Origin of the sequence: Maricaulis alexandrii, assembly GCF_005871165.1 — a bacterium.
Classification (GTDB): Bacteria; Pseudomonadota; Alphaproteobacteria; order Caulobacterales; family Maricaulaceae; genus Maricaulis; species Maricaulis alexandrii.
The window spans coordinates 137948-162447 of record NZ_SWKP01000009.1 but is presented as its reverse complement, the minus strand read 5'-3'; the positions used below and the strand labels follow the sequence as shown (position 1 = coordinate 162447).

Genomic DNA, 24500 nt, shown 5'->3' with positions numbered 1-24500 from the left:
GAACAGTGTTCGCCAAGCAGTACGACCCGCGCAGCCGCAGACCCGCTTTTCGAGGTACAGGTTCGACATGATCCGCACACCCGCCTTCCGTTTCGCCGGCTATTACGGGGCCTTTTACCTGCTGCTGGGCTGTTTCCTGCCCTATTTCCCTCAATGGCTGGACGGGCAGGGCCTGTCACCGGAATGGATCGGCTGGATCGTTGCGGCGGGCATGGCCGGTCGGACCCTGGTCTCGCCCATTGGCGCGCGCTGGTCGGATACGGCCATCCGGCGCCGGGACCCGATCCTGGCCTTTGCCATTGGCTGTGTTGTCGTGTTCGGCCTGCACGGGGCGTCCTCTCTGCCCTGGGTGCTGCTGGTCCTGTCCTTCCTGTCCGGTGCCCTCGTTTTCGGCCAGATCCCGGTCATCGACGCCTTCGCCATCCGCTCGGCGCGGGGCGGCGCCTTCTCGTTCGGACCGGTCCGCGCCTTCGGCTCGGCCATGTTCATCGTCGCCAATTTCACGGCCGGTTTCCTGATCGACCGTCTGGGCACACAGAGCATCCTCGCCTGGCTGATCCTGGCGGCCGGCCTGCTGGCGCTGGCGGCGGCCTGGCTGCCGGAAGGCCGGCGCGAGGAAGCCCAGGCGCCGGGCAAGGGGGATATCGGCCGTCTTCTGGTCATGCTGGCCGGCCCGCTGGGTCTGGCCCTGCTGGCCTCGGCCATGGTCCAGGCCGGGCACGGTTTCTACTACGCCTTTTCGGCCAAGGCCTGGAGCGAGCAAGGATTCTCCGGCACGGCGATCGGGGCGCTCTGGGCGTCCGGCGTGGTCGTGGAAATCGCTTTCCTCTGGCTGTCCGGCAAGGGATTGCTGGGACGGGCGAGCCCGGCCGTCCTGCTGGGCGTGGGAGCCATTGGGTCGGTGGTGCGCTGGGGGCTGACCGCCCTGTCGCCGCCGCTCTGGGCGCTGTTCATCCTGCAGAGCCTGCACGCCCTGACCTTTGCCGCGACCTATGTCGGCTTCCTGCGATTTGCGGCGGATCATGTCCCCGATGAGCACGCAGCCCTGGCCCAGGCGCTCAACTCGGCCCTGTCGGGCGGTCTGGTGATGGCCGCGGCTTCGGCTGCGTCCGGCTATTTCTATGCCCAGCTGGGCGCGGGCGGGTTCGCGATCATGATCATTCCGGCCCTGTGTGGCCTTGTTGCCGCAGTGTTTCTTTACCGACAACAGGCTCTCCCCGGGCCTGAAAAAATCGACTAGGCTCAACATCATGAGGGGTCACTCCATCCAGACAGCCGAGCCTGCCGGACTGGTCGTGCGCGAAGAGGGGCGCAAGACGGTGCTGGAAGCGCATGGCGACTGGCTGGTGGAGACGATCGGGCCCCAGGATGCACCGCTGAAGCGCATCGCTCGGTCCGCCGACGCCGAAAACGTGATCCTGGACCTGTCCCATCTCGGCCGGATCGACACGGCGGGCGCCTATATTCTCGGCCGGATCCTGCGGCCCTGCCATGATCCCGATGCCGATTTCCATTTCGCCGGCGACCACCCGGTCGCCCGGCGGCTGATCCATGAAGTCCGGGTCCGCTCGACCATCAGCGAACAGCCCAAGGCGCCTGTTTCCGGCTTCATGAGTGCCATGGCCCGGATCGGGGCCGGTCTGGAAGCCGCCTATCTGGAAGCGGTCGCCACCTTTGCCTTTTTCGGGCGGACCGTGACCACAGCCATTTCGACGGCGGCCCAGCCCTGGCGGTTCCGCCTGACACCGACCGTTTGGGCGATGGAAGAGGTGGGCGTGAACGCCCTGCCCATCGTGGCCGTCCTGTCCTTCTTCATCGGGGCCGTGGTGGCCTTCATGGGCGCCAACCTGCTGGGTCAGCTGGGCTTCAACGTGTTCACGGTGGAACTGGTCGGGATCGCGGTCCTGCGCGAGTTTGGCGTGCTGATCACGGCGATCATGCTGGCCGGGCGCTCCGACAGTGCCTTCACCGCCTCCATCGGCGCGATGAAGATGCAGCAGGAAGTCGACGCCATGCGGGTGCTGGGGCTGGACCCCTATGAGGCTCTGGTCCTGCCGCGCGTCGTGGCCTGTGTATTGATGGCGCCGCTCCTGACCTTCGGGGCGATGATCTCGGGCATTTTCGGCGGCATGCTGGTCGCCTGGTCGGCGCAGGACATCTCGCCGGCGCTGTTCATCACGCGCTTCCACTCCGAACTGCCCTGGAGCCATTTCTGGGTCGGGATGTCCAAGGCCCCGGTCTTCGGACTGGTCGTGGCCGTGATCGGCTGCCGTCAGGGCATGGAAGTGAAGGGCGATGTGAACTCGCTGGGCCGCCGTGTGACGGCCTCCGTGGTGCAGTCCATCTTCGCCGTGATCGTGCTCGAGGCCCTGTTCGCCATGATGTATCTGGAGCTGGGCATATGAGTGAGGACATTCTCATCTCCGTGCGCGGTCTCCGCTCGGCCTTCGGCCCGCATGTCGTGCACGAGAATCTCGATCTGGATGTGCGGCGCGGGGAAATCCTCGGCATTGTCGGCGGATCGGGTACCGGCAAGACGGTGCTGCTCAATTCCATTCTGGGCCTGAAACAGCCCGATGGCGGGGAAATCCTGCTCGACGGGATGCGCCTGTCGGAAATGAATTCGGCCCAGCGCCGCAAGGTCGACAGCCGCTGGGGTGTGCTGTTCCAGAACGGCGCGCTGTTCACGTCGCTGAACGTGCTGGAAAACGTGATGGCGCCGCTTCGCGAGCATGTCGACATGCCGATTTCGCTGATGGAAGAGATCGCGGCGATGAAGATCGGCCTGTCCGGACTGGAACCGGGCGCGTGTTCGCGCTTTCCCTCCGAACTGTCAGGCGGGATGCGCAAGCGGGCGGCCCTTGCCCGGGCGCTGGCCCTGGATCCGGACATCCTGTTCCTGGACGAACCGACGGCCGGCCTTGACCCGATCGGGGCGGCGGCCTTTGACAGTCTGATCCTGGAATTGTCGCGCGCGCTCGGCTTGACCGTGGTGATGATCACCCACGATCTGGACAGCCTCTACGAGATTTGTGATCGCGTCGCGGTGCTGGCCGACAAGAAGGTCGAGGCTGTCGCCCCGATCCGGGAGTTGTTAAATCACCCGCATCCCTGGATACATGAATACTTCCAGGGGCCGCGGGGCCGCGCCGCACTGGCAGGCAAGGAGAATTAGGCATGGAAACCAAAGCGCACCACGCCCTGGTCGGTCTGTTCACCGTCCTGCTGGCCGCCGCGATGGGCTTTTTCGCCCTCTGGCTGGGCAAGGTCTCCTTTGACGCGGACTATGCGTTCTACGACATCGTCTTCGACGGTCCCGTCCGGGGCCTGCGCGAAAGCGGTGAAGTGCGGTTCAACGGTATCCAGGTGGGTGAGGTCACGCAGCTGGAACTGGACGAGCAGAGCCGGGTGATTGCCCGCATCCGCGTGCTGGCCCAGACGCCGGTCCGGGTCGACAGTTCCGCCCAGTTGGAACCGCAGGGTCTGACCGGCCTGTCCTATGTCCTGATCACCGGTGGCACGCCGGAGGCGCAGCGCCTGCTGAGCCCGCCCGGACGCCAGCCCCCGAAAATCTATGCCCGCCGGGCCCAGCTGGAAGGCATTTTCGAAGGCTCCGAGGACGTGCTGGACGCCGCGCAGACGGCGCTGATCCGCCTGTCCAGCCTGCTCAGCGAACAGAATGTGGACGAGGTCTCGCAGACCCTGGCGAATGTCCGCGACCTGACGGAAAGGCTGAGCGCGGAAGAAGCCCTGATCGATGACATGCGGACGGCTGTGGGCCGGATGGACCAGGCCGCGCAAGACATCTCGCTGGCGGCCAATTCCATGCAGTCCTTTGCCGTGACCGCGGAGAGCTTCCTGAACGAGGAACTGACCACGGCGGTCAACCAGACCGGCCAGGCCGCCCTGTCCGTCGATCTGGCGGCGCGCAACACCAACCAGTTCATGATGACGATCACGCCGGCCGCCGAAGCCTTTGCCCAGGACGGTCTGGAAAATCTCAACCGGGCCTCCGCCGACATGCGCCAGCTGGCTGCCACGCTCGAGCGGATCGCCTCGGAGATCGAACACAATCCCGGCGGCTTCGTCGCCGGTTCACCGCGTGAAACCGTGGAGGTGCCGCAATGAGTGCAGCCCGTTTGCTGAAACCGGCGGCTCTCGCCCTGGCCCTGGCCGGGCTGGGCGGCTGCGTGTCGCTTCTGCCGGAACCGGAACCGGTCTCGGTCTATCGTCTGTCGGCACCCGAGCCGGGCGCGTGGGCCGGCGATGATTGGACCATCGTGCTGATCGAGCTGCCGGTCGCGCCGCGCGGCCTGTCCGGCGACACGATTGCGGTCCTGCGTCCGGGCCAGAGCCTGGCCTATATCAATGGCGCACGCTGGATTTCACCGGCCCCGGAAGTGGTTCAGGACCTGCTGATCGACACGTTCAATACCGGTCAGTCGGCCATGGTTCCCGCGCGCCCCGAAGACGGGGTGCGGGCGGACTATGAATTGCGCCTGGATCTTCGGGAATTCGAGGCCGTCTATGACCAGGGCGAGGACAGTGCGCCGCTGGTCAAGGTGCGCATCGCGGCCCGTCTCGTCTCCGAGCGGGGCCGACGTTTTGTCGGGGCCCAGGTCTTCACCGCCGAAGTGCGCGCGTCGGAAAACCGGACGCGCAGCATAGTCGCGGCCTTCGATGAAGCCGCGCTGGGGGTGAGCCGCTCGATCTCCGATTGGTCTGCCGGCCAGGTCGCCGACCGCTCTGCAGCGGACGAGTAGGCCGACGCTATTCGTCGTCTTTGTTGCGCCGGCGGCGTGACGGGGTCGGCGTGTCATCCTGTTCGTCCGGCATGGAGGAGAGGAGGTCCTTCCAACGCCAGCCCGGATCCCCGGCGCGACGGGCGCCCGGCTGCGGACCCTGTCGGGCCGCATCGGGCACAGCGTCGGACTTGTCCGACTTCCCGGCCTTCGGAGACTCCTCGACCGGCGCGGCTTTGGGATCTTCCGGCGTGTCCGGAGCCGGTTCGGCGCGGCGGCGGCGCGCCAGCGGGTCCGGCAGTTCGTTCAGGCCGAGATCGGGTGCACGGCGGCCCCCGGCCACCGAGCCCATGCGCAGCATGAAGTCACTCAGCAATTCATAATTCTGGCGAATGCGGGCCTGGAAGGCCGCATCGATTTCCTGGGCTTCTTCGGCGGCTGCCATGGCGGCGGCATTGAGCCCGTCCAGACCGCGGCGCAGGGCGTCCGCGGCTTCCTGGGCCCGGTCACGCGCCATGTTCGGCATTTCCGACAGGCGGTTGGTCATGGTCTCGATATGGCGTTCCACCGTCTCGCTTTCCTCGCGGGCGGCGGTGAGTACTTCGGCCAGACGCTTGCGCACGGCTTCGGCGGCATCATCGGCAGCGCGGGAGGCGCGCTGGGTGAGCTTGTCGGCTTCGGCGAGACGCTGTTCGAAGGCCTCGTCGGACCGGCGGGCGGCCTCATAGGCGCTCTCATTGGTCTTCTCGACCTTGGCAGCGACAACATCGGCCTGGGCCTCGATCGCTTCGATGGCGGCATCGGAAATGGTCTTGGCTTCCTGGGCGGCGGCCACAAGGCGCGCAAGGGCGGCTTCGTGCTCGGAGGCGGCATGATCGGTCTCGGACCGGACGCGGCTGGCCAGGTCATCCGCACGGCTGACGGCGGCCTCGACGGCTTCGCGGAAGGCGAGGGCACCGGCGGATGCCGCATCATTGAGAGCCGTGGCCCCGTCGCCGGCCGTCTTGGCCATGACTTCCAGTTCGGCCTTGTGGAAGTCGAGCGCGGCGCCGATCTTCTCCTGCTCGGCGCGCAGCGCTTCGCCGGCATCGGCCAGGCGCTGGCGGTGTTTGACATAGGCGGCGTCGAGATTTTCCGAGCGTTCCTTGAGCGTCTCGGACAGTTCGCGCAGATGGCCGGTACGTTCGGACAGGATCAGCGCGGCCTGGTCGCTGCGCTCCACGATGGAGGTGCCGGCCTCATTGAGATCATCGACACTGGCGCGGATGCGGCGCTCGCTGTCGCTGGCCTGGGAGGCGGCGAGTTCAGCTGCGGCGGCGACCATTTTCGACTGGTCGGAAATGGCGGCGGCGATAAGCGCAGCCTTGTCGTCCAGGCTTTCCGAGACCTCGGACAGGCGCTGGCGCTCGGCGCGCAGGCCGCTGAGCAGGGTCTCGGTGCGGTCACGGGCATCCGTGGCGGATTGTTCCAGCGTGTCCGCGTGGTGGGTGATGACTTCTTCCATCGCGGCGAGGCGGGCCAGAGCGCTTTCCAGCGCCGCATTGATCCGCTCGACCTCACCGGCGACAGCCGTCGACAGGGAGCGGATCTCGGTCTCGGCATGGCGGGACGGTTCGGACAGGCGGCGCAGGGCAATCTCGACCCGGCGGGTATTGTGGCCATTGCGGCGAACCTCGCGCGCCATCAGACCGCCCATGATGAAGAGCAGGGCCGGGGCGAGGGCGAAAACGGACAGGCCGGTGAGCTGGCCGAAGCCGTAGCGGGTCAGATCGTCCAGCGACTGGACTCCCAGAATGCCCCAGATGAAAGCGCCGGCCGCACCCATCCACAGCAGGGCGAACACGCTGCCCAGCCAGACCAGCCAGCCGCCACCGGGCGTGTCCGGGACCCCGTCCATGCCGCCTGCATCCGGCCGCGGCGCGGTGAGCGCATTCGGCTGGGCGGTCGTGACCTGGTTGTCCGCGGTCTCGTCCGTCATCTCCATCTCCGCCAGTTTGATGGTTTGGGTCTTGTCCGTCATATCGGGCCCGATTGTCTGCCAACCTGCCAGGCGCCGGATCCGTGATCGCGCGCCGCATGAATTGAATTATGACAGAGAATAGGCCTGAATGCGCGCTGCGCACACAGATAATCTATGCGCCAGAGAGATTTGCGGGGAAAACATCACGTGAAAACCGGCTTCGGGCCGGTTTGCCGGATCAGCTGTCGTAGCTGTGCGCGACCGGTTCGATATAGCGCGGCGTGTCATTCACCGGCAGGGCGCGCACGGCCGCCTCGGCACAATCCGTTGCCGCTTCAGGCGACCAGCCCAGCGTGTCCGATCCCGGCGTGTAGACCGCCGCCACCGTGCGGTATTCCGTCGGGCTGGCAGCGCCACAGCTCACCGGTTCCATGTCGAAGCCGATGGAAGACAGGGTCAGCAGAGCGAGCCATTCGATCAGGGATGACAGCAGCTGGATCATTTCAAGTGTGCGCCTTACGATCCTCAAAAGGTGTATTTTTCTATGCGCGACTGAGCGCGCGATGGCAATTCACGAACGGCTGAAGTTTCGTGAAATCTTTGTAAGAAGAAGGCGTAAATGGGGCAGAAACGATCAAGATCAAGGGCTGGCCTGGGGGGGCGGGCATGACGCCCTGGCCTGTCGCCCGCGCCCGGTCGGGGTATGAGGCCCTGTTGGGGCTGTGCCTGTGCGGTCTGGTGGTCGCCTCCATCCAGTCCTACGGGCAGATCTGGCCGGTCAGCGTCCTGCCCAGCCTGGGCAGCGATTTCGCCCAGCCGATCAACCAGATCGCCTGGTGGATCATCGAAACCCTGTTCACGCCGGTCTTTGCCATCCTGCTCGCCGTGCTGATGGGCGTCTGGCTGGCCGGTCTGGACGCCGTGGCGCCGCCGGCCGGCGGCCAGCAATGGGGACGGCTGAGCTGGCTGCTCCTGGCCGGCCTGGTCCATGCCTATGTGTTCTGGTTTGCCGACCTGCTGGCGGTCTATGCCATCGCCGGCCTGATCGCGGCGGCCGGGGCGCGGCTGCGCCTGGTGACGCAGATCGGGCTGGGCGGTGGCCTGGTGGTGATGACAGTGCTGGTCCTGGCCGGTGGTGCCGCGCTGGGCGGTCTGATGGGCGATACGGTGACGCCGGCGACGGCGTTGGGCTTTCCGCCGGAACGGGTGGCCGAACTGACCGCGACCTACCGCGCCGGCTTCTTGGCGCGCCTGCCGGCCAATATGGGCTTTGCCCTGATGCAGCAATTGATCCTGATCGTCTTCTTGGGCGGCGGGATCATCGGAGCCATGCTGCTGGGCATGGCGGCCTGGCGCAGCGGGTTCCTCGATCCGGAATGGCGTCCGCAGGCCTACGGGTTGAGCGGCATGGTGGCGCTGGGGATCGGTCTGCCGCTGAGCGGCTGGGCCAGCCTGACCGGCCTGTCGACCGGCTTCGCCCCGTCCGCCCTGTTCGCCACCAGCCTGGCCGGGATGACGGGGGCCCTCTGTCTGGTCTACGGATTTTCGGCCCTGGTCCTCCTGGCCTGCCAGACGGGGGTGGCGCGTCCGGTGACCGAGGCGCTGGCGCGGCTGGGCCGGGTCTGGCTGAGCGGCTACCTGTTTGCCTCCATCTTTCTGGTCTTCCTGTTCAGCGGGCTGCCGGAGCTGAACCTGTTCGGCCTGGTGCCGCGCTGGGGGCTGCTCCTGATGGCGCTGGGCGTGAATGCCGGATTGCTGGCGGCGGCCTGGTTCTGGGTGCCGCGCTACCGGCTCGGCCCGGCGGAATGGGTCTGGCTGGTCCTGGTCACGCGGCGGCGGCAGAGCCTGCGCCGGGATGCCGGCTGACCGCCCTCACGGCGAAGTGAGTGGTCTGACCAAATTGAAACCTCCCTTGGCCAAGCGGTGACACTAGGCTGCGCCGTAAACGAGGGGAGACCAACATGAAACCAGTCCACACCATCGCGGCCCTGATGGGGGCCATTCTGCTGGCGGCGCCGTCCTGGGCCCAGTCCGGCGACACCGAGACAGCCCTGGCCGGGCTCGCCGACCAGTTTGCGCGGGGCTTCTATGCCCGCGATGCCGAACAGGTCCTGTCCACCGTGCACCCGGAATTGTCCAAGCTGAGCCTGCGGCCCGACTTCCAGGGTTTCGGGCCAATGGCGGTGGAGAATCTGACGCCGGGCGATCTGCAGATCCTGGGCGAGTACTATAATGCCGATGGCCGGCTCGACCCGGTCCACTCGACCGTGGATGTCCGCTTTTTCGACACGACGCCGGATGTCGGCGTGTTCCAGCTGACCGCCGACCGGGACTGGTATGATTTCTTCCTGGGCACGCGCATTAATGGTGAATGGGTGCTGGTCAATTGCGCCTATGGGGCCTTCACCTGGATCGACAATCCGGACCGCGAGACCGATCTCGGCCTGATCCGCGACCGGGTCGAGGCCTATGCCTCAGCCTGGGATGCGGGCGATGAGGCCGGCGTGGTCAGCGCCGTCTATCCGGATTTCGACCGGCGCCATGTCGACCGCAGCGGCGCGCGGGAATTCCTGGCGCCGGAAACCCTCGAGACGATTGCCTTCAGCGTGCAGGATCGTGGGCCGGCCGAAACCGCCTCAGAAATCACTGTCTTCGAAGCGACGCGCGCGACGGGCGCCGCCCGCATCGATGCGGAAGACCGCACCGAATGGGTGTTCCTGCTGCGCGTGAATGGCGACTGGCAGATCGTCAACAGTTTCTGGGCACCGGTCTGACACGCAGGCCCGGCCGAGCCGGACTCAGCCTTCCGGCTCGGCGTCCGGCTGGACGGCCGGGTCGGCTTCGGCGAAGGCGGGCAGGGCGCGCGCGGCTTCATCGGCCGCCACCAGGGTCGGACAATTCGTGAGGTCTGCGCCCCAGCGCCGGGCATTGTAGAGCTGCGGCACGAGATAGACCTCGGCCATGCCGGCCCGGTCGGCATGGAGGAAGGGGGTTTCCCGGTCCTGGGCGGCGACCAGGGTTTCCAGGGATTCCAGCCCGGAGGTGATCCAGCGCTGGGCCCAGGCCTTCATGCCCTCGAACCCGGTTCCGCCCTCGGCGGCCACGGCCTTGAGGATGCGCAGATTCTGGACCGGATGGATGTCGCAGGCGATGACGGAGGTCCAGGCCCGCACCTTCGCCCGGCCGGCGGCATCGGCGGGGAGGAGAGCCGGCTCCGGCCAGGTCTCGTCGATCCACTCCAGGATGGCCGGCGATTGCAGGAATTGCTGGCCGTTATGCTCCAGCACGGGCACCAGGCCCTGGGGCTGGATGGCGCGCCAGGCTTCGCCATTCTGCTCGCCCTCTTTCAGATTGACCGAGACCTGGTCATAGCCGACGCCCTTGATGTTGAGCGCAATGCGCAGCCGGTAGGCGGCGCTGGAGCGCCAATAGCCGTAAAGCGTCGTCATGATGCGGTCTCCGCCTGGAATTCGAAGGACAGTGTGGGCAGGCCCTCGACGCGGGCCTCGACCCGGTCGCCGGGGTGCAACGGACCGACCCCGGCCGGGGTTCCGGTGAAAACGAGATCGCCCGGGCCGAGCACGAAATAGCGGGACAGTTCCGCCAGCATGGCCTGCGGGTCGAGGATCATCTGGCTGAGGTCGCCGGACTGGCGCGGCTCGCCATTGACGCTGAGCGTGATGGCGCCTGCCGTCGGCGGCGGGCCGAGGCGGAGCGGGCCGGTGGGGGCGGACTGGTGGAAGGCCTTGGCGATTTCCCAGGGGGCCGACTTGGCCTTGAGCTTGGCTTGCAGATCGCGGCGGGTCAGGTCGACGCCGACACCGCTGGCGACAATCGCGCCGCCTTCACCCAGGGCCAGAACCATCTCCACCTCGTGATGGAGGTCTTCGGTTTCCGGCGGGAAGGGAAGCCGGTTCAAGGGCGTCACCGCATCAGCATGCTTGCAGAAGAAGAGCGGTTCGGCGGCGGCGCCCATTTCCTTGGCATGATCGGCATAATTGCGTCCGATACAGAAGACGCGGGCGACCGGAAACGTGTCATCCTGACCGTCAATGGCCAGGCGCGGCGGGGCGGGGAGGGTGATGATATCGCTCATGGCGTTCAGATAGCGCGCGCCGAGCCGGTCCGTCGAGATGCCATCTGGCTTGCAGCTGCGCGCGGCTTCCGGCAAGTCTGGGACATGCAGGATTCAGCCGACCCGAAATCCGAGAACCCGCTGCGTCTGGGCGATTTCCTGCCCTACCGCCTCGCGGTGACGTCCAACCTGGTCAGCCGCCTGGTGGCGAAGGCCTATCAGTCCCGTTTCGGGCTGACGATCTGGGAATGGCGGGTTGTTGCCATTCTGGGGGAAGGCACACCGATGACGGCGCAGGCCATCGCTGACAGTGCCGCCATGGACAAGGTCTCGGTCAGCCGCGCCGTGCGCAGCCTGGTCGAGCGGGAATTGGTGCAGCGGGAAAACCATGGCTCGGACGGACGGGCCCGGCTGTTGCGCCTGACACCGGGCGGTGCCGACATCTATCGCGAGATCACGCCGGTCGCCCTGGCCGAGGAAGCGGCCTTGGTGGACGAGTTGAGCGCCGAGGAAGTGGCGCTGCTGGCCGGCCTGCTGGATCGTCTGCGGCGACGGGCCGAAGGGCTCATGGGAGAATAGCGGTGTGCGAACTCCCTCTCCCTGGGGAGAGGGTGGCGCGCATGCGCCGGGAGAGGGGGGAATCCCGGTGTTTGCAAGAGAATGTGACGACCTCGCCCTTCCCCCTCATCCGCCCCTTCGGGACCCCGTCTCCCCCGGGAGAAGGGGTTCGCTTGCCGCTTTCCGTTCTTCCATCGCCCGCAATTGCGCGCTGATCCGTCCCGAGCAGAGCATGGCGATCACGGTGGCAGCGGCGAAGACGGCGATGCCGATCTCCGGCTGGGCGCCCAGCCAGCCACTGCCCTGGAGCGTGAAGACCGTCAGCGCGACGATCAGGACGTCGGCCATGGACCATTTGCCAAGGCGTTCCAGCCAGCGAAGGGCGGTTGGACCCGGAGGCACGCCGCGCCGGAATTGCAGACGCCACATCCAGACCAGCTTGGTGAGCGGAAAGGCGATCGAGAACAGGCCGACTGTGAGGGCCAGCCAGATCTGGTCCCGGCTGGCCAGGCCCCAGACCAGGCCGGCGAGGCTGTGATCATCGCGCAGCCATCCCAGATGCCGCGTCTCGATGGCCGGGGCAAAAAGCCCGATCGGATAGAGGATGCTGGCCAGCAAAAGGCCTGCCGTGGTGACCTGTCCCTCGGGCCGGTCGGCCAGGGCTGTGGTGCGTGACGATGTTGGTTCGGCCCCCATGCCGGCTATAGGGCCTTTCAAAGCCGGCAAATTCATGACAAGAAATCTGATAGCAATAAACATTCGCAAATGACGTTTGGTTGCAAATAATATTGCTCGAACTCTAGCGAGAGTGGTTGAGTCATACGATATTACCAACAATTGTAATAAGCTATGACCCAACGGAAATTGCTGATTAATTTTACGCGCGTAAGTCCGCCCCCATGGGATGCCAGAACGCATCCGAAAACAGGGCAGGGCCTTTTATGCGTAAATTCATTCTGCCGGTGCTCGCCGGCGTAATCCTTTCGACCCCCGCCATGGCCGAGACCACCCAGCGTGACCTGGAAGTGATCGGACGGGCTTTGAGTTTTGTGGAAGGGGCCAGCGGCTCCGACCGGACGGTTGCCATCGTTTATGACGCTGCCAGTGAGGGCGAAGCCCAGGCGCTGGCCAGCACCATGTCGGGTGGTCTGTCGGCCGGTCGCGTGACGCTGAATGCGCGTCTCGTTCCGCTTGCCGATGCGGGCAGTCTTGGCGGTGCCGATGCAGCCGTCCTGCTGGGCGCCGCGTCCGGCGATGCCGGCGTGTTCTCCGCGGCCAGTTCCAACGGCGTGATGACGGTCTCCACCGATATGGGCTGTGTGGAAAGTGGCAATTGCGTGATGGGCGTCCAGTCGGCGCCGTCCGTGCGCATTGTCGTCAATCGCGGCGCGGCTGATGCGTCGTCGGTCTCCTTCGCGGCGGCTTTCGCCATGATGATTGAAGAAATCTAGGCGAAACAAGGATTTAAAAGAGCAATACCATGAAGAACATCTTCCTCACGACTTCCCTCTCCGCCCTGGCCGCGAGCATCGCCGCCACCGCGGGTGTTTCCGCCCAGTCGCTCGACTACACCATGATGTCCGAACTGTTCGGCGAGCCGGTCACGGCAGGTGCCACGGGCGCCCCGCAGCGCGCCTCCGACGTTCCGGCGACGATGATCATCATCACCCAGGACGACATCCAGCGTGCGCCGGAATTCGATATCCCGGGCATTCTGCGCCACTATGCCGGTGTCGACTTCACCCGCTACAGCTTCGGCGACAGCCAGGTTTCCATCCGCGGTGCCGCATCCGGCTACACGCCGCGCCTGCTGGTCCTGGTCAATGGCCGTGAAGTCTATCTCGACAGCTATGGCTATACCGCCTGGTCGACCCTGCCGGTCCAGCTGGACGAGATCCAGCAGATCGAAGTGGTCAAGGGTGCCCAATCCGCACTGTACGGCTTCAATGCCGTGTCCGGCGTGGTCAACATCATCACGCGCAATCCGCAGAACGAAGATTTTGCCAATGCCAGCGCCAATGTCGGTTCCGGCGGCTACACCGATGTCGCCCTGACCTTCGGTCGCAGCTTTGGTGAGCAGGCCGCTGTCCGTTTCAGCTATGGCAATAGCGAAGCGGATGAATTCGACGCCCTCAACACCGGTGCGGCGACGACCAGCACGGGTGAATTCTCCCGCGAGAACTTCTCCCTGGAAGGCCGTTTCCAGATTTCGGACAAGGTCAGCCTGACCGCCGAGGCCACGCACTCCGAAGTGAGCCAGCAGGAAATGACCTCCATCTACCTGCCGGCGAGCACGGTCTATGAACTGACCTCCTATCGCGGCGCTGTCGAAGCCGACACGGATTTCGGTTTCCTGACCTTCACGGCCTATCGCAACGAATCCGAGATTGAATACAGCTTCGGTCCGCTGTCTTCGGAGCTGACCGTTGTCCAGGTCCAGGACCTGTTCAAGATCGGCACCAATGACACGATCCGTCTTTCGGCCGAGTTCCGCGATGGCAATTCCATCTCCTTCCCGAACCCGGGCAATGGCGATTTCGGCTACACGACCTGGTCGGCCGCCGCGATGTGGAACCACAAGTTCTCCAGTGACCTCGACCTGACCCTGGCGGGCCGTTTCGACAATCTGGAATGGGAACGCGCTGGTGCGCCGGATCCGATTTTCTACCCGTTCAGCCAGGACGACTATTCGGTCTCCTATGAAGAGTTCAGCTATAATGCGGCTCTGACCTGGCGTCCGGAATTCGGTGGCACGGTCCGCTTCATGACCGGCCGTGGCATCCAGGCGCCGTCCATGTTCGACATCGGCTTCACGCTGAATGGCACGCTTGGCACCGTCCCGTTCGCAATTTCGGGCAATCCGGGCATGGAAACCTCCGTGGTCACCAATTACGAGATTGCCTATGATCGCAATTTCGCCTCGGGCATTGCCCTTCGTTCCGCGGTCTTCTTCGAGCAGAATGACGATGTGAAGGGTGCCTTCGGCCTGTCCCCGAACATGTTCAACCCGCTCAGCGGTGTCCCGGTCTTCCTGTACAGCAATGTCGGTGACACCGAGACGCTGGGGGCTGAAATCAGCCTGAACGGCGAGTTCGGTGAGGCCTGGGACTGGGGGGCGAACTACACCTTCCAGGCCGTGCATGACGACATCATCGGTTTCCCGACCGCGACGGTCCGGGACTTCGAAGCCACGACGCCGATGCACCTGGCCAACCTGCACCTGGGCTGGACCGGTGAGCGCCTGAGCATTGACGGGTATCTGAACTACGTCTCTGACGTGATGATGCCGTCGCAGCCGGTTTTCGGCACGTTCAGCGTCGAACCGGTGAATGCCTATGTGGCAGGCTCGCTGCGCGCCAATCTGGAAATCCGGGACAATGTCACCCTGTCGGCCACCGCTCAGAACATGTCGTTCGGTGCCGGCGAGACGACGTCCACGCACTTCCAGACGGAAGGCCGTTACTGGGTGTCTTTGCGCGCCTCGTTCTAGGGACAAGCGCCCCGGCCTGACAATCAGGCCGGGGCGTTAACCTTGATTTCAGCGATTCAGCTGGAAGCTTGGTACAACAATTTCGCCCTTCGGGGCTTTTCGGGAGAGGCCGATGGGCAAGCTGACCTCAATTTTCAATCTTTCGATCGCGCAGTCCTTTGCTGTCGCACCGATCGCGGCGATCATCGCCCTGATCGCAGTGGCCGGCCTGGGCGCCTGGTCTCTGGAGGCAGGATCGTCCAACCAGGAACGAACGCTGAGCGACCTGAATTCTGCGGTCGAGCTGACCCGTTACAAGGCCCGCCTCGAACAGATCAATGGCGACGTGCTGGGTCTGGTCACGGCCCAGGCTGCGGGCAATGAGATGGACGTCATGGCCGAGTTCGAGGCCGTGGGTGTCCGTGTGGATGAACTCTCTGCCGAACTCCAGGCCCTGATGAATGACGAGACCCAGACGCTGGCCGATCCGGAAATCATTTCCGGCCTGGTCGAGCAGCTGGGCCTGTACGGGGACGCGCTGGATTTTGTCGGCCAGATGCTGGAACTGGATTTCGCCAGCTCGGTCGCCTTTCTGCAGCCTTTCGACGTCGTCTTCTCCGATATCAACAGCGAGATCGAGGCCCTGGCCGATGAGGGCGTTGCCCTGGCCCGCCTCGACGCCGAAGCGACGCGGATTGCCGCGCGCAATTCGGTCCTGCTTTTCATCGGTCTGACGATTGCTGTCGGTATCGCCCTGATCGCGCTGGCTGTCTTCTTCGGCCGTCGCACCGCCAATGGTGTCCGCTCGATTGCCCAAGCGACCGAGACCCTGGCGAATGGTGATTACAATCTGGATATCGAGGCCCTGGAACGCTCCGACGAACTCGGCGCCGTGGTGCAGAGCCTGAAGCGCTTCCGCGATAATGGGCTCAAGGCCGAGCAACTGGAAGCGGATACCCGCCGCCAGGCCGAAGAGAATGAGCGCCGCGCCGCCAAGCTCAATGAGCTGGCCCAGACCTTTGATGCGGATGTCATGGCGATGCTGGGCGAGGTGAATGAAGCCTGTGCCTCCATGTCGGCCATTGCCCAGCAATTGTCGCAGACGGCCACCGAGGGCTCTCAGCAGAGTGACATGATGGCGTCCGCCGCCGGCGAAGCCTCGGCGAATGTCGAATCCGTCGCGGCCGCCGCGGAAGAGCTGACGGCCTCCATCGCTGAAGTCACCCAGCAGATCCAGGGCTCTTCGGACATGGCCAGCCAGGCCGATGAGCGGGCCAAGTCCGTCCAGGCCGTGGTCGACAATCTGGGCTCCGCTGCCCAGGAGATCGGGCATGTCGTCCAGCTGATCAACGACATTTCCGAACAGACCAATCTTCTGGCCCTGAACGCCACGATCGAGGCGGCCCGGGCCGGTGAGGCCGGCAAGGGCTTTGCCGTCGTGGCGTCGGAAGTGAAATCCCTGGCGGCCCAGACCGCCAAGGCCACGGATGATATCCGCGACCAGATTACCGCGATCCAGGAAGCCGCAGCGACCTCGTCCGCCTCGATCGAGGATGTGACGCGCGCGGTGGGTGAGATCAGCCGGGCCGCGTCCGCGATTGCCGCGGCCGCCGAGGAGCAGAGCGCCTCGACCCGCGAGATTTCCTCCTCCGTGTCTCACGCCGCGACCAGTGCCCGGTCCGTGTCCGACAATGTCGACTCCGTGTCGCGGTCGGCCCGTCAGACCGGCGAGGCGTCGCAGGATGTGTTGCAGGCGGTCCAGACCGTGTCCGAGCGCGCCGAGCGCCTCAACACGACGGTCACCACCTTCCTGTCCGAGGTACGCGAAGCCGGCTGATCTCTCCCCCCTTCAAGTCGCCGGCTTGCTTGCAAAGAAAGCCCGGATCCGTCCCCCTGGATCCGGGCTTTCGCTTGTCCGGGGTCAGCGTTCGCCGAGGGCGCGGGCGGGCAGGTAGATGATGCGGGCGGCCAGGTCGGACAGGGTGCCGATGCCGCTATCCTGCGGCATGGCCTCCACGCCCATCAGCGCCGTCGCCAACACGCCGGTATTGGCCATGCGCATCAGCGTGGGAGAGCTGGCAAAGGCGGTATGGCCGGAAAAGCCGCCATCGCGAATTTCGGTCAGATCGACCACGGTCGCGCCCAGCTCGGTCAGCAGGTCCCGCTGGGCGCCGATGCCGAGCCGGCGGTGATCGCCGCCGCGCAAGCGGTCCGACAGGAGCAGGGCCCGGTCACGCGCCGAGACGAAGACGAGCAGGTGTTCGGGCCGTGGCTCAATGGCCGACAATTGGGACAGGAAGACGTCGATATCGATGTCGGGCGAAGCGAGAATGACCGGATCGATCTTTTCCAGCACGTCCTGGCGGCCGGTCAGCGACAGCTCGCGCAGGGCCTCCATCGTCACCAGGGAACCCATGGAATGGGCGATCAGATTGATGCGGATCGCTTCACTGTCGGCCAGCAGGGTCAGGGTTTCCACCAGACCGTCCCGGGCAAACTGGGCACTGTCGCGATCGTAGAGATAGGCCGGGAATTGCCCCGCCGAGGGCCAGGCATAGTGGACGAAGGCGGTCTGCAGGCCGAAATCATTGATGATCTGGGCGTTCAGGTAGAGCCCGTCGGAAAAGGGCGTGTTGAAGCCGTGCACAAAAACGAAGACGTCGCGCTCGGCGAAGCGCATTTCGCTGAGATCATGATTGAGGTCGCGGGCGAAATCGGGGCGGCTGTCATAATCCTGCCAGCCGGTCAGCGCGAATTCGGTTGATGGATCGGGGCGGCGGCCGGGATAGTCGATTTCGCCGGGCAGACGGTTGTGCGGCACCCAGACATCGGCGCGGGCAAAGTTCAGCGCGAGGGATCGGCGGGTCCCGAAATGTGCGGCCGGATCGTCCGCGGGCTGCCGCGAGGTCGTGATGTAGACGGGATGGACCGTCCCGCGGGCCTCACCCGGATCCAGCACGGGCAGGCGTGCCGGCGAGGCGGCACAACCGGTCACCAGCACCAAAAGGGCCAGGACAAGAGACGGGTACAGGATGCGAGTCACGGATTTCCCCTTGTTCGCGCCGATCTTGGTCAGGCCGTGCGGTGTGTAAAGGGGAGAGTGTTGGTGCGCCCACAAGGATTCGAACCTTGGACCCGCTGATTAAGAGTCAGCTGCTCTACCAACTGAGCTATAGGCGCGCCGGAAAGAGCCGGGAAAATACGCACCAATGCGACAAAATCAAGACAAAGTTTGCCCCGCCCTGCACATGCCTGTCATGCGAATGTGCGGGGCGGGGTTCTTGTCTGGGGGGAGCGCCTACCAGCGGTCGCGGTGATGGCGGCGGCCGACATAGTAGACCAGGCGGCGTGAGCCCCGGTCGACATAGTAGCGGCCATAGCGGTCCCGGCAGATCCGCAGGGAGACCACGGCCGGGCGGCCCCGGAAGCGGTCATGCCGCTGTTCACGCCAGCAGCGCGGCGCGGCGCGATGGCCGCGATTCCAGGCGCCGCGATGGTGCCGGCGGTCGCGATAGCCATGGTCGTGATATCCGCGCCGGTCGCGATAGCCGCGATGATCGCGGTGATGGCGGCCGCGCCGGTCCCGGTAATCGCGGCGATCCCGGTAGTCGTGTCGGTCACGGCGCTGTTTCAGCTGGGCCTTTGCGGCGTCAGCTGCGGCTGTGGACGGCGTGCGTGTGGCCCGGGCCGGATCCGCGGCGGCGAGGGCGCCGGTGGACAGGCTGACGGCCAGGGCACAGGCCAGGGTACTGATCCATCGCTTCATTCGATCCTCCCTTTCTGGCAGGCTTCCAGCGTGCGGTTTCGCGTGTGACGCGAAGCTGAACACTTTATTCACCTAGTTGAACGAAAGCCGCCGGGCGGGCTTGATCTAAGCGTGATGTTAAGATTGCCACGCTACCCAGATTGCATGATGGCCCGAACCCAACCCAAGGCCACGCCCCCCCTGTTCGATCAGGCGCACCTGGAGCGCTATACGGGCGGGGATGAGGCGTTGACGTCGGAACTGCTCACGCTGATGTGCGAGCAGGCGGAGCGTTGTCTCGGCCTGATGGAGACGGCGCAGGATGCGACGGCCTGGACGGCCGCCACGCATACGCTCAAGGGCGCGGCCCGCGGGGTCGGCGCCTTTGCCCTGGCAGAAGTCTGCGAGCAGGCGGAAACCGTGTCGGAACCCGGCTGGGATGTCGCCCGGCTCGGCGTGGAGCGCTGTTTCCGGGAAACCCAGGCGGCCTTTGCCGGCCTGATCTAGTCGCGCGCTTTCTGGCGCGTGGCGTCCCAGACGCTGAACTCATAGGCAATCGAGCGTTCCACCAATTCCCGCCAGACCGGCTCGGCAATGTCGCAGCTGAGACCGTGGCGTTTGGCTTCCTCGGTGACCTTGAACACGACATCCTCGATCCGCCAATTGTCGCGGACCTTGTCCCGGCTCGTCTTGATGCGGGCCGCCGCTTCCATATAGCGCGAGCGGCGGGCGATCAGGGCGACCAGGGCACGGTCGAGCGCGTCGACGCCCTCGCGGACCTGGGCCATGGTCTGGCAGTCTTCCGGAGCGGTGACGGGATCGATGGAAATCTCGGACATGGGGGACCTGTATCAGTGATCAGCCCGTTATAGGCACAGCGGCGCGTTGGCCCCAAGCGGCGAGCTGTCACAGGCTCGCAGGAATGTCATGATTTCGCACTCGCACTGGCCGCCGGTCGCGTTATGGTACGGAAAAGCCGAAAGGATCAGCCCCATGACCACGCCCGTCCGGATCTATGGTGACGCCCGCAGCGGCAATTGCCTGAAAGTGAAATGGACCGCCGACCATCTGGCCATTCCCTATGACTGGCACAATGTGGACGTGGTGAAGGGCGAGACCCGGACCGAGGACTTCCTGGCCATCAACCCGGCCGGGCAGGTGCCGTGCCTGGAGCGGCCCGACGGCCGCATCCTGGCCCAGTCCAATGCGATCATCTTCCACCTGGCGCGCGGCTCGGCCCTCATCCCGGAGGATGATTTCGACCAGGCCAAAATGCTGGAATGGATGTTCTGGGAACAATACAGCCACGAACCCTTCATCGCGGTCCGGCGCTTCCGCAAATCCATGCAGAATCTGAGCGATGACGAGATTGATCCGGAGCTGATGGCCAAGGGCCGCCGGGCCTTGGGCGTGATGGAAATGCGGCTCCTGTCGCGGGACTTCATCGTGCGCGATCAGGTCTCGCTCGCCGATATCGCCCTGGTTGCCTATACGCGCGTCGCCGATGAGGGCGGGTTCGACCTGGACGAATTCCTCGGCGTGCGCGCCTGGGTGGCGCGGGTGGAGAACGAGCTGGGCATTGACCCGGACGAGGGCCGGGTCAGCCCGGTGCTCTAATCCTCCACAGGCCGGGCCTGTGGCGCCACTGCGGGCCGCGACATCCAGCTCCAGGGCCGCAGGCTGGCCAGCAGGAGCAGGGCCGTGACGGCCAGGCCTGTGCTGACACCCCAGGCGGCCTCCCCCCGGAAAGCGCCGGCATGGTTGGCATGGTGGACCGCGAGACCGGCCAGGGTCAGCCCCGCCGTGATGCCGCGCAGGCTGCGTGACCAGGCGCGGTCCGTCCCGAACGCCATGGCCAGGGCGATCAGCGCGGCCAGGCCGATCCACAGGACCGGCGTCAGCAGCGCTTCCCCGATCAGGCCTGAGAGGGAGCCCAGCATGGTGAAAGCCAGCAGGGCGGGCGTGCCCCAGACAATGGCGATCCAGGCACGTTCCAGGCGCGGGCTGGGGCGTCCCTTCTCCCGGCGCTTGATCAGCCAGAGCGAAACGCCGGACACGCAGACCACGGTCAGGGCCAGGCCCAGCGCCAGATAGACGAGCTTGACCGGCACACCGCCAAACCAGCCGAAATGCAGGGAATAGACGGCGCCGGCGACTTGCTGGCCGGTTTCGCCATCGCTGATGCCGGTGGAACCGAGCATTTGGCCCGAGGCATCAAACTGGACTTCGTCATAATAGGCGAGCTGGCCGGGTACCTGGGTCAGGATCTCGATATTCTGTTCCGCGGTGCCGGGGCCGTTCACATAGATCAGCCAGGGGGCAAGGTCGGGGCGCTCGTCTTGCAGGGTGGTGACGGCTCGGGCGATGTCCGCGACGCCGTTCGGCGCCGGGCCGGTCGCGGCTTCCTCACCGAAAATGGGCGGGAAGACCGCTTCCAGATCACCGTCATGGAAGACCAGCGCCAGGGCATAGGCGCCGATCGAGGCCAGGCCGAGAATGGCACCGGTCAGGGCGATCGTGATGTGGAAGGGAGCCGCCCAGACCGACAGGCGATTGTGCAGATCCGTCTCGCCCAGTCGGGCCGACTTCGTCCGGCGCAGGGCGAAAGCATCGCGAAAGATGCGCGGATGCGCCAGGAAGCCGGACAGGATGAGGCCCAGCATCATCACGCCCAGCAGTCCCACCACGGTCAGGCCGAGAATGTTCGGCAGGTGGAGATACATGTGCAGGGTGACGAGAAACTCGGAGAAGGCGTGGTGGACGGCCTCGCCCGTATTGCCGGTCTCATCGGCGAGCCAGTAGGTCTCGCCGGAGCCGGCCATCAGGCGCGGCACGGACGGGGTGGGCAGGACAAGCGTGATCCTGTCCGGCGTCTCATCGAACCGGGTCAGGGCCGAGGTGTAGAGCGTCTGCAGCGTTTCCGGCGACACGGTCTCGAATTCGGCGGCCCCAGGTTGTTCCCAGCGCGAGAACTCATTGTGGAACACGACCAGCGTGCCGGACAGGCAGACAATGTAGAGCAGGGCGGAAAGCGCCACGCCGAGGGCGGTGTGGCCGGACAGCATGCGCGCGACCAGGCGTGCCGGCATTTTGGGCCAGGGCAGGGAGGTCATGACAGGGCTCCTAGAACAGCAGGGCGATCAGGGCCGCCGACAGGGCGAGCGGAACGACCAGGCCCAGCGTGCGGACCCGAAGGCGCAGATCGATGGTGGCGAGGCTGGCCAGACCGGCCCAGGCCAGCGGGACGCAGAACAGGAAAAGGGCGAGCCGGTCCGCTTCGCTCCAGCCCAGGGCCCCGGCAAGCGCGAAGAGAAGGATTGAGAGGGTGACCGACAGGGCCATCGCCAGCGGACCGGCCAGCAGTGTGACCGCAAACCCGCGCAGTCCGTTACGCCAGGCCCGGGAGGGTCCTGGCGCGGCGTCACGCCGGGCCGCGGGAACCGGCGGGCGCGGTGCGAGGACCTGGCTGCGCAGGAGGATGAAGGCAATCGCGATCAGTTCGATGCTCAACAGGGACAGGGCGAGGCCATAGGCCGGCAGAAAGACCGGCAGCCAGCACAGGGTTCCGGTCAGCAGTGCGAGCCAGCCCAGCCAGACGGGCCGCGCATGGGTCGAGCGGCGCCCGTTCCAGCTCCGGTACAACAGCCCGATACCGCCCAGGCTGAGGGCGAGAGCGGGCAGGATCCAGATCAGGTCGGTCAGGCTTGTCATCAAAGGCCTCGTGGAAAACGTCGGAGCCGGAGCGCGCGAGGCGCCCCGGCTCCCGGATGCGTGGGTCTAGAAGCGGTGCGCCACGCGGGCGACCACGGTCCGGTCCTCGCCGACGAAACAGTCGCCGCGAGCCAGGCAGGTGGCGTAATAGGCCTCGTCAAACAGGTTGGAGGCGTGCAGTCCGAAATTCCACGCATCCATCTCATAGCCGATCATGGCATCGACCAGCGTGTAGGACGGGGTTTCCAGGCTGTCCGCGCCATTCTGGCTTTCGCCCACATAGCGCACGCCGGCCCCGGCGCGGAAACCGGACCAGGCTCCGGTCGGACGCCAGCCCAGCCAGGCCGAGGCCTGGAGTTCGGGAATGGAGGCCATCTGGAAGCCGTCGACGGTCTCGGTGTCGAGCTGGCTGGCATTCACTTCCAGGGACACCGTGTCCCAATACCAGGCGGATTCGAATTCCAGACCGGTGATGTCGACCTGCCCGGTCTGCACCTGGAAGCCGGGATGATCCGGGTCGGCGGTGAGCAGGTTGGACTGTTCGATGGAGAACCAGGCCAGAGTGACGAGGGAGCGTGTGCCCGGAGGCTGGTATTTCACGCCGACCTCGTACTGGCGCCCTTCCTGGGGTTCGTAGGCGGAGCCGTCAAACAGGGTGCCGATCACCGGCTCGAAGCTTTCGGAATAGCTGACATAGGGGTTCAGCCCGCTGTCGAAGCGATACATCAAGGCCAGGCTGGTGGAGAGCTTGTCATCCTCCTGGCGGGCAGACCCGGTATCCGTCTCGATCCAGTCCGAGCGCAGGCCGAGCGTGGCGATCCAGTTGCCGTATTCGATCTGGTCATGAACGTAGAGGCCGGTGCTCTGCGTGCGGCTTTCCGGGGCATCCGACATGAAGGCGTCGATCACCGCGTCGGACGGATAGGCGCCATAGACCGGCTCGAACGGGTTGAACCAGAAAGTGTCGCCATAGGTGCTGTCGGGCAGGCCGGTCGCAAAGTCGAGACCGACACCGAACAGATAGGCCGTGTCATTGTCGGTGGTGACGTCCTGGTATTGCAGGCCGCCGAGGATTTTGTGGCTGAACCCGCCGGTGTCCAGCTCCAGCCGGGCCCGGACGTCTGCGGCCGTCTGCTCCGAGCGGGCTTCGGAGGCATAGAAGGTGCGCGGCATGTAGCCGTCGCGATAGAGGCTGCCATCGGGATTGCGGATATAGCGATCACCGCCGATGAAGGAAATCCAGGCCTGACGGTAGTCGGCCTCGCCTTCGGTCCGGCGCAGCGTGGCTTCCAGTTGCAGGTGCTCGTTGACCCGGTGCTCGCCCAACAGGGTGAGCGAGAGGGAGTCCGTGTCATAGCGGTCGAAACCCGGTTCGCCCGTGAACAGGTTCGGGTCCATGTAGCGACCATCCGGCCCCGGCAGGAGCGTGCCGTAGATCGGCAGGAATTGCGACGCGGCAGCCGCATCGATGTCCTGATAGTTCAGCAGGGCGGTGATGCGGGTATCGGCGCTGGGGGCGAAGGTGATCGAAGGGGCCAGGGTAATGGCGCGCTCGTCGACATGGTCGATCTGGGAGCCGGTATCGCGCCACACGCCGACACCGCGATAGAGCCAGGTCCCGGCCGCGTCGAGCGGACCGGTCACGTCGGCGGCGAGCTGGTAGCGGTCATGATTGCCGATTTCACCGACAATCTCCCCGGCGAAGTCTTCACGCGGGGTCTTGGAGACGACATTGACGATGCCGCCCGGCGAACCCTGCCCGTACAGGATGGCCGACGGGCCGCGCAGGATTTCGACCTGTTCTATCGTGTAAATGTCGGACCGGGTATTGTTGTAGCTGCCGAACAGGGCCTGAAGACTGTCGCGATATTCCGGCGCGCGCAGGCCGCGGACCTGAACCGAGTCGACCCGGGTGGAGATGCCATAGGTGTCGCCGATGACGCCGGCAGAATAGAGAACCGCATCGGACAGGTCGACGGCGCCCCGCTCAAGGATCTGATCCAGGGTTTCAATCGACACGGACCGCGGCGTCTCGATGACGGGCGTGTCGGACTTGGTGGCCGAATAGCGGCCCAGCACACCGTGGACGGTGATCACATCCTCATCGGTCCCGGTGTCCTGCGCGAGGGCAGCCGGCACCAGAGTGGTCGAGAGGGCGGTGGTGAGCAGGCACAGGCCAGCGATCGGCGCAGAGCGCCGGACTTGATTGAAACGCAACATGAATTCCCCAACACATCGGA

Annotated in this window: 24 protein-coding genes and 1 tRNA gene; 13 read left to right on the top strand and 12 right to left on the bottom strand. The window is 65.5% G+C overall.

The genetic code is table 11. The features are described from left to right. Positions 1-67: 67 nt before the first annotated feature. The 5 genes from FCS99_RS13640 to FCS99_RS13620 are packed head-to-tail and all read left to right on the top strand — an operon-like array spanning position 68 to position 4763. The gene (locus tag FCS99_RS13640) at positions 68-1240 is read left to right on the top strand and encodes an MFS transporter (RefSeq protein ID WP_171036388.1); all 1173 of its coding nucleotides are present in this window, start codon (positions 68-70) and stop codon (positions 1238-1240) included. 10 nt (positions 1241-1250) lie between these two features. Then, positions 1251-2405 (top strand): ABC transporter permease, encoded by a 1155-nt coding sequence (locus tag FCS99_RS13635; RefSeq protein WP_138513495.1) that lies wholly within the window; start codon positions 1251-1253, stop codon positions 2403-2405. Continuing rightward, positions 2402-3175, top strand: a complete 774-nt coding sequence (locus FCS99_RS13630; protein WP_138513493.1) for an ABC transporter ATP-binding protein — start codon at positions 2402-2404, stop codon at positions 3173-3175. The genes FCS99_RS13635 and FCS99_RS13630 overlap by 4 nt, the downstream gene beginning before the upstream one ends. 2 nt (positions 3176-3177) lie before the next feature. Next, a complete protein-coding gene (locus tag FCS99_RS13625) occupies positions 3178-4128 on the top strand; it encodes an MlaD family protein (RefSeq protein ID WP_138513491.1) in 951 nt (316 codons plus the stop codon). Further along, positions 4125-4763 (top strand): ABC-type transport auxiliary lipoprotein family protein, encoded by a 639-nt coding sequence (locus FCS99_RS13620; protein ID WP_138513489.1) that lies wholly within the window; start codon positions 4125-4127, stop codon positions 4761-4763. Before FCS99_RS13625 ends, FCS99_RS13620 begins: the two co-directional genes overlap by 4 nt. A gap of 7 nt (positions 4764-4770) precedes the next feature. On the opposite strand, the gene FCS99_RS13615 is transcribed toward FCS99_RS13620, so the two are convergent. Together FCS99_RS13615 and FCS99_RS13610 are read right to left on the bottom strand one after the other, a co-directional pair. Next, positions 4771-6762 carry a coiled-coil domain-containing protein gene (locus FCS99_RS13615; RefSeq protein WP_138513487.1) on the bottom strand — a complete coding sequence of 664 codons (1992 nt, stop codon included), beginning with the start codon at positions 6760-6762 and terminating at the stop codon, positions 4771-4773. Between the two features lie 178 nt (positions 6763-6940). After that, entirely contained in the window at positions 6941-7204 is a 264-nt protein-coding gene (locus tag FCS99_RS13610; RefSeq protein ID WP_138513485.1) for a type 2 periplasmic-binding domain-containing protein, read from the bottom strand. Positions 7205-7368: 164 nt separating this feature from the next. Between FCS99_RS13610 and FCS99_RS13605 the strand changes: the two genes are divergently transcribed. Both FCS99_RS13605 and FCS99_RS13600 read left to right on the top strand, forming a co-directional pair. Further along, on the top strand, positions 7369-8568 hold the full coding sequence (locus FCS99_RS13605) for a DUF418 domain-containing protein (RefSeq protein ID WP_138513483.1): 1200 nt from the start codon (positions 7369-7371) through the stop codon (positions 8566-8568). Positions 8569-8663: 95 nt separating this feature from the next. Beyond that, positions 8664-9476 (top strand): nuclear transport factor 2 family protein, encoded by an 813-nt coding sequence (locus FCS99_RS13600; protein ID WP_138513481.1) that lies wholly within the window; start codon positions 8664-8666, stop codon positions 9474-9476. 24 nt (positions 9477-9500) lie between these two features. Here FCS99_RS13600 and maiA read toward each other — a convergent pair whose 3' ends face one another. Both maiA and FCS99_RS13590 read right to left on the bottom strand, forming a co-directional pair. After that, the gene (gene maiA, locus FCS99_RS13595; protein ID WP_171036387.1) at positions 9501-10151 is read right to left on the bottom strand and encodes a maleylacetoacetate isomerase; all 651 of its coding nucleotides are present in this window, start codon (positions 10149-10151) and stop codon (positions 9501-9503) included. Continuing rightward, positions 10148-10798, bottom strand: a complete 651-nt coding sequence (locus tag FCS99_RS13590) for a fumarylacetoacetate hydrolase family protein (RefSeq protein WP_138513478.1) — start codon at positions 10796-10798, stop codon at positions 10148-10150. The genes maiA and FCS99_RS13590 overlap by 4 nt, the downstream gene beginning before the upstream one ends. Before the next feature lie 84 nt (positions 10799-10882). Between FCS99_RS13590 and FCS99_RS13585 the strand changes: the two genes are divergently transcribed. Next, positions 10883-11356: a MarR family winged helix-turn-helix transcriptional regulator gene (locus FCS99_RS13585; protein WP_138513476.1), complete on the top strand. Its 474-nt coding sequence runs from the start codon at positions 10883-10885 to the stop codon at positions 11354-11356. Between the two features lie 105 nt (positions 11357-11461). Here FCS99_RS13585 and FCS99_RS13580 read toward each other — a convergent pair whose 3' ends face one another. After that, positions 11462-12031 (bottom strand): paraquat-inducible protein A, encoded by a 570-nt coding sequence (locus FCS99_RS13580; protein WP_171036386.1) that lies wholly within the window; start codon positions 12029-12031, stop codon positions 11462-11464. 245 nt (positions 12032-12276) lie between these two features. Between FCS99_RS13580 and FCS99_RS13575 the strand changes: the two genes are divergently transcribed. From FCS99_RS13575 to FCS99_RS13565, 3 genes are all read left to right on the top strand, one after another. Then, positions 12277-12786 (top strand): hypothetical protein, encoded by a 510-nt coding sequence (locus tag FCS99_RS13575; protein WP_138513472.1) that lies wholly within the window; start codon positions 12277-12279, stop codon positions 12784-12786. A gap of 29 nt (positions 12787-12815) precedes the next feature. After that, positions 12816-14825, top strand: a complete 2010-nt coding sequence (locus FCS99_RS13570; protein WP_138513470.1) for a TonB-dependent receptor plug domain-containing protein — start codon at positions 12816-12818, stop codon at positions 14823-14825. A 112-nt stretch (positions 14826-14937) separates the two neighbouring features. Further along, positions 14938-16641 carry a methyl-accepting chemotaxis protein gene (locus tag FCS99_RS13565; protein WP_138513468.1) on the top strand — a complete coding sequence of 568 codons (1704 nt, stop codon included), beginning with the start codon at positions 14938-14940 and terminating at the stop codon, positions 16639-16641. An 84-nt stretch (positions 16642-16725) separates the two neighbouring features. Here the strand turns inward: FCS99_RS13565 and FCS99_RS13560 are convergent, their stop codons facing one another. From FCS99_RS13560 to FCS99_RS13550, 3 genes are all read right to left on the bottom strand, one after another. Next, on the bottom strand, positions 16726-17847 hold the full coding sequence (locus tag FCS99_RS13560) for an alpha/beta hydrolase (protein WP_138513466.1): 1122 nt from the start codon (positions 17845-17847) through the stop codon (positions 16726-16728). Positions 17848-17908: 61 nt separating this feature from the next. Further along, positions 17909-17984: transfer RNA gene (locus FCS99_RS13555), tRNA-Lys, on the bottom strand. A gap of 118 nt (positions 17985-18102) precedes the next feature. Beyond that, complete coding sequence (locus tag FCS99_RS13550; RefSeq protein ID WP_138513464.1) at positions 18103-18570, bottom strand: hypothetical protein; 468 nt, start codon at positions 18568-18570, stop codon at positions 18103-18105. Positions 18571-18717: 147 nt separating this feature from the next. Here FCS99_RS13550 and FCS99_RS13545 point away from each other — a divergent pair, with 147 nt between their 5' ends. Continuing rightward, positions 18718-19056 carry an Hpt domain-containing protein gene (locus FCS99_RS13545; RefSeq protein ID WP_171036385.1) on the top strand — a complete coding sequence of 113 codons (339 nt, stop codon included), beginning with the start codon at positions 18718-18720 and terminating at the stop codon, positions 19054-19056. On the opposite strand, the gene FCS99_RS13540 is transcribed toward FCS99_RS13545, so the two are convergent. Beyond that, positions 19053-19388 carry a chorismate mutase gene (locus FCS99_RS13540; RefSeq protein WP_138513460.1) on the bottom strand — a complete coding sequence of 112 codons (336 nt, stop codon included), beginning with the start codon at positions 19386-19388 and terminating at the stop codon, positions 19053-19055. The two genes, FCS99_RS13545 and FCS99_RS13540, sit on opposite strands and share 4 nt — an antisense overlap. Before the next feature lie 154 nt (positions 19389-19542). On the opposite strand from FCS99_RS13540, the gene FCS99_RS13535 reads away from it, so the two are divergent. Next, a complete protein-coding gene (locus tag FCS99_RS13535) occupies positions 19543-20166 on the top strand; it encodes a glutathione S-transferase family protein (protein WP_138513458.1) in 624 nt (207 codons plus the stop codon). On the opposite strand, the gene FCS99_RS13530 is transcribed toward FCS99_RS13535, so the two are convergent. The 3 genes from FCS99_RS13530 to FCS99_RS13520 form a co-directional block, all read right to left on the bottom strand. Then, positions 20163-21662, bottom strand: coding sequence for a PepSY-associated TM helix domain-containing protein (locus tag FCS99_RS13530; protein ID WP_138513456.1), 1500 nt, complete (start codon positions 21660-21662; stop codon positions 20163-20165). The two genes, FCS99_RS13535 and FCS99_RS13530, sit on opposite strands and share 4 nt — an antisense overlap. Positions 21663-21672: 10 nt before the next feature. Then, positions 21673-22260, bottom strand: a complete 588-nt coding sequence (locus FCS99_RS13525) for a hypothetical protein (RefSeq protein WP_138513454.1) — start codon at positions 22258-22260, stop codon at positions 21673-21675. Between the two features lie 66 nt (positions 22261-22326). Continuing rightward, positions 22327-24480 carry a TonB-dependent siderophore receptor gene (locus FCS99_RS13520; protein WP_171036384.1) on the bottom strand — a complete coding sequence of 718 codons (2154 nt, stop codon included), beginning with the start codon at positions 24478-24480 and terminating at the stop codon, positions 22327-22329. Between the last annotated feature and the right edge of the window lie 20 nt (positions 24481-24500).

Bases quoted from the DNA above. Each gene is read 5' to 3' on its own strand.
- FCS99_RS13640 (WP_171036388.1), top strand. From the start codon at position 68: ATGATCCGCACACCCGCCTTCCGTTTCGCCGGCTATTACGGGGCCTTT.
- FCS99_RS13635 (WP_138513495.1), top strand. From the start codon at position 1,251: ATGAGGGGTCACTCCATCCAGACAGCCGAGCCTGCCGGACTGGTCGTG.
- FCS99_RS13630 (WP_138513493.1), top strand. From the start codon at position 2,402: ATGAGTGAGGACATTCTCATCTCCGTGCGCGGTCTCCGCTCGGCCTTC.
- FCS99_RS13625 (WP_138513491.1), top strand. From the start codon at position 3,178: ATGGAAACCAAAGCGCACCACGCCCTGGTCGGTCTGTTCACCGTCCTG.
- FCS99_RS13620 (WP_138513489.1), top strand. From the start codon at position 4,125: ATGAGTGCAGCCCGTTTGCTGAAACCGGCGGCTCTCGCCCTGGCCCTG.
- FCS99_RS13615 (WP_138513487.1), bottom strand. From the start codon at position 6,762: ATGACGGACAAGACCCAAACCATCAAACTGGCGGAGATGGAGATGACG.
- FCS99_RS13610 (WP_138513485.1), bottom strand. From the start codon at position 7,204: ATGATCCAGCTGCTGTCATCCCTGATCGAATGGCTCGCTCTGCTGACC.
- FCS99_RS13605 (WP_138513483.1), top strand. From the start codon at position 7,369: ATGACGCCCTGGCCTGTCGCCCGCGCCCGGTCGGGGTATGAGGCCCTG.
- FCS99_RS13600 (WP_138513481.1), top strand. From the start codon at position 8,664: ATGAAACCAGTCCACACCATCGCGGCCCTGATGGGGGCCATTCTGCTG.
- maiA (WP_171036387.1), bottom strand. From the start codon at position 10,151: ATGACGACGCTTTACGGCTATTGGCGCTCCAGCGCCGCCTACCGGCTG.
- FCS99_RS13590 (WP_138513478.1), bottom strand. From the start codon at position 10,798: ATGAGCGATATCATCACCCTCCCCGCCCCGCCGCGCCTGGCCATTGAC.
- FCS99_RS13585 (WP_138513476.1), top strand. From the start codon at position 10,883: ATGCAGGATTCAGCCGACCCGAAATCCGAGAACCCGCTGCGTCTGGGC.
- FCS99_RS13580 (WP_171036386.1), bottom strand. From the start codon at position 12,031: ATGGGGGCCGAACCAACATCGTCACGCACCACAGCCCTGGCCGACCGG.
- FCS99_RS13575 (WP_138513472.1), top strand. From the start codon at position 12,277: ATGCGTAAATTCATTCTGCCGGTGCTCGCCGGCGTAATCCTTTCGACC.
- FCS99_RS13570 (WP_138513470.1), top strand. From the start codon at position 12,816: ATGAAGAACATCTTCCTCACGACTTCCCTCTCCGCCCTGGCCGCGAGC.
- FCS99_RS13565 (WP_138513468.1), top strand. From the start codon at position 14,938: ATGGGCAAGCTGACCTCAATTTTCAATCTTTCGATCGCGCAGTCCTTT.
- FCS99_RS13550 (WP_138513464.1), bottom strand. From the start codon at position 18,570: ATGAAGCGATGGATCAGTACCCTGGCCTGTGCCCTGGCCGTCAGCCTG.
- FCS99_RS13545 (WP_171036385.1), top strand. From the start codon at position 18,718: ATGGCCCGAACCCAACCCAAGGCCACGCCCCCCCTGTTCGATCAGGCG.
- FCS99_RS13540 (WP_138513460.1), bottom strand. From the start codon at position 19,388: ATGTCCGAGATTTCCATCGATCCCGTCACCGCTCCGGAAGACTGCCAG.
- FCS99_RS13535 (WP_138513458.1), top strand. From the start codon at position 19,543: ATGACCACGCCCGTCCGGATCTATGGTGACGCCCGCAGCGGCAATTGC.
- FCS99_RS13530 (WP_138513456.1), bottom strand. From the start codon at position 21,662: ATGACCTCCCTGCCCTGGCCCAAAATGCCGGCACGCCTGGTCGCGCGC.
- FCS99_RS13525 (WP_138513454.1), bottom strand. From the start codon at position 22,260: ATGACAAGCCTGACCGACCTGATCTGGATCCTGCCCGCTCTCGCCCTC.
- FCS99_RS13520 (WP_171036384.1), bottom strand. From the start codon at position 24,480: ATGTTGCGTTTCAATCAAGTCCGGCGCTCTGCGCCGATCGCTGGCCTG.